This is a genomic window from Streptomyces fuscigenes, from assembly GCF_021556455.1.
Lineage (GTDB): Bacteria > Actinomycetota > Actinomycetes > Streptomycetales > Streptomycetaceae > Streptomyces > Streptomyces fuscigenes.
The window spans coordinates 1-1,585 of sequence record NZ_JAKGCV010000735.1 but is presented as its reverse complement, the minus strand read 5'-3'; the positions used below and the strand labels follow the sequence as shown (position 1 = coordinate 1,585).

Here is a 1,585-nt window from a genome sequence, read left to right as displayed (position 1 = left end):
GGCCGCGCGGCACGGCGGGCGGGCACGGCGGGCATCCGACGGACGCGGTCCCTCCGGCCGGGACGCGGTCCTTCCGGCCCGGGCCGGACCCGCCCGCGGCCGGAGCGCCGGGAGCCTCAGCGGGCGGTTCGCTCCAGCGACCTGGCTATCTTGGGCGCGTCCCGGGCCAGTTCGCGCAGCATGCCGCTGAGCGGAGTCGTGTACCCGGTGAAGTACAGGCCCGGCGCGACCGGGTTGCGGCGGCGCGGCCTGCCCTCGGCCGTCAGGACGTCCAGATGGCCGACGAGACCCGTCAGCCCCCGCTCGTAGCCCGTCGCCGCGACGACGGCCCCGGGCGCGAGCCGCGTACCGTCGGCCAGTCGCACCTGCGCGCCGTCGAACGACTCGACGGCGGCGACGGGTTCGACGCGGCCCGCCCGCACCGCCTTCAGCAGGCCCACGTCCTGCACCGGGATCGCGCCCTCGCGGGCCCGCGTCGCGAGGCCCTTCTGCGGGCGGGCGATGCCCGGCACCCGCAGCGCCACGCCGCGCGCCGCCCGGTCGACGAGGAAGCGCGGCAGGCGCCGGCACAGGATGCCGCTCGCCTGGGCGGGCCAGCCGAGGGTCGAGCGGCGCAGGATGTGCGGGGGCGTGCGGATCGCCAGGCGCACCCGGGCCGCGCCGCCCTCGGCGAGGTCCACGGCGATCTCGGCGCCCGTGTTGCCCGCCCCGACCACCAGCACGTCCATGTCCCGGTAGGGCGTCGCGTCCCGGTAGTCGCGGGCGTGCAGGAGGCGGCCCGTGTACGTCTCGCGCCCCGGCCACGCCGGCAATCTGGGCGTGTGGTTGTAGCCGGTGGCCACCACCAGGGCCCGCGCCCGCAGTTCGCGCCCGCCGGAGGCCCGCAGCAGCCACCGTGCGCCGTCGGAGGGGCCGTCCGCCGCGCCCGCGTCCTCCACGGCGGGTTCCGGCAGCGGCTCAACGCGCGTCACCTCGACGCCCGTCACGACCTCGATGCCGTGGAACTGCGCGTACTTCTCCAGGTACTTCACGACCTTCTCGCGGGGCACCCAGCGGCCGAAGGACCTCGGCATGCGCAGACCCGGCAGCGACGACCAGCGGCGCGTCGTGTGCAGGTGGAGCCGGCTGTAGTGGGCGCGCCAGGAGGCCCCGACGGCACCGGACTTCTCCAGCACCACGACCCGCACCCCGCGCTCTCCCAGCGCCGCCGCGACAGCCAACCCGCCGGGCCCGGCACCGATCACGTACACGGGAAGCACAGGAGGAGTGGGTGGAGCGGAAGTTGCGTGGTGGGGCATGACAAAAAAACTCTCATCCTGGTCCAGTCCGGCAGGTCTCGCTTGCGTATCGGTCGCGACCTGAATCGGTTTCGGAAAGATCACGCAGGCGAAACGGCGCCCCGCACAATGGGCCGATGACGACCTTCCCCTCCGGCCCCGAGAACCACACTTCCCCCTCCGGCGGCGCTGATGCGCCCGAGCAGGCCGGCCGTGGCGGTCCCGCCGCCCCGCGTGCCGCGCGGCTGCCCCCGGCGCGGGGCCTCGTCGTGGCGGAGTCCGACTGGTGCGCGCCGCCCGGCGCGGTC

At 76.0% G+C, this 1,585-nt stretch carries 1 protein-coding gene; it reads right to left on the bottom strand.

From position 1 onward, the window contains the following. Positions 1–116 precede the first annotated feature (116 nt). On the bottom strand, positions 117–1,298 hold the full coding sequence (locus tag L1885_RS28195) for a flavin-containing monooxygenase (RefSeq protein ID WP_235799977.1): 1,182 nt from the start codon (positions 1,296–1,298) through the stop codon (positions 117–119). Positions 1,299–1,585 lie beyond the last annotated feature (287 nt).

What these genes read in the sequence shown, in the direction of transcription:
- L1885_RS28195 (WP_235799977.1), bottom strand. Translation starts at nt 1,298, where the DNA reads ATGCCCCACCACGCAACTTCCGCTCCACCCACTCCTCCTGTGCTTCCC.